This window comes from Allobosea spartocytisi, assembly GCF_014764685.1.
GTDB lineage: Bacteria > Pseudomonadota > Alphaproteobacteria > Rhizobiales > Beijerinckiaceae > Allobosea > Allobosea spartocytisi.
In genome coordinates this window covers 1-1012 of sequence record NZ_JACXWY010000061.1, presented here as the reverse complement: position 1 = coordinate 1012, position 1012 = coordinate 1, and the positions used below count along the sequence as shown (strand labels likewise).

Here is a 1012-nt window from a genome sequence, read left to right as displayed (position 1 = left end):
AGCGCCTCTCGGCCACGGTCGCGACGATCCAGACGACCTCGGCCGATGTCGGGCTCGCCGCCCGCGAGATCAACATGGGCGCCGACGATCTCTCCAAGCGCACCGAGGAGCAGGCCTCCTCGCTGGAGGAGACCGCCGCGACGACCGAGGAGCTCGCCGCGTCCGTCAAGGCCTCGGCCCAGGCCTCGAAGGATGCCGCCCGCATCGCCGACGAGGCCATGCAGGCCGCCCAGTCCGGCGGCGCCATCGCCGGCCAGGCGGTCGAGGCCATGGCCCGCATCGAGAGCGCCTCGCAGAAGATCTCCGACATCATCCGCGTCATCGACGACATCGCCTTCCAGACCAACCTGCTGGCGCTCAACGCCGCGGTCGAGGCGGCCCGTGCCGGCGAGGCCGGCAAGGGTTTTGCCGTCGTCGCCTCCGAGGTGCGCACCCTGGCGCAGCGCTCGGGCGAGGCGGCCAAGGACATCTCCGGGCTGATCTCCTCCTCCAATGACGAGGTCGGCGCCGGGGTGAAGCTGGTGCGCCAGGCCGGCGACCAGCTGGCCCGCATCCTCGAAGCCTCGCGCAAGGTCGCCGCCACCATCGCCGACATCTCGGCGGCGTCGGGCGAGCAGGCCAATGGCATCGACGAGATGAGCCAGGCGGTGGCGCATCTCGACGAGATGACGCAGGCGAATGCGGCGCTGGCCGAGCAGAGCGCGGCCTCGGCCGGCTCGCTCTCGGGCCGCATCGGCCAGCTCAACGACCTCGTCGCGACCTTCCGCACCGGCCGCGAGGCGGCCGGGCAATCCGGCTATCCGCAAGCCCATGCGGCGGCGCCCGCCCGCCCGGCGAAGGCGGCCCCTGCCGTCCCGGCCCGGCCCACTCCGGCTGCCGCCACCACCGCGCCCGAGCCGGCGCGGCTGCGCCAGCTCGCCGAGGCCGCCTTCGTCCAGTCCCGGACCGCCCCAGCCCCCCGCAAGGTCGCCAATGGCCGCGCCATCGACACCGGATGGGAAGAGTTCTGAGG

Annotated in this window: 1 protein-coding gene; it reads left to right on the top strand. The window is 73.5% G+C overall.

Features of this window, described 5'->3' with window-relative positions:
• The coding region (locus tag IED13_RS28480; protein ID WP_248312822.1) for a methyl-accepting chemotaxis protein at positions 1-1010 on the top strand (1010 nt) is incomplete at its 5' end.
• Between the last annotated feature and the right edge of the window lie 2 nt (positions 1011-1012).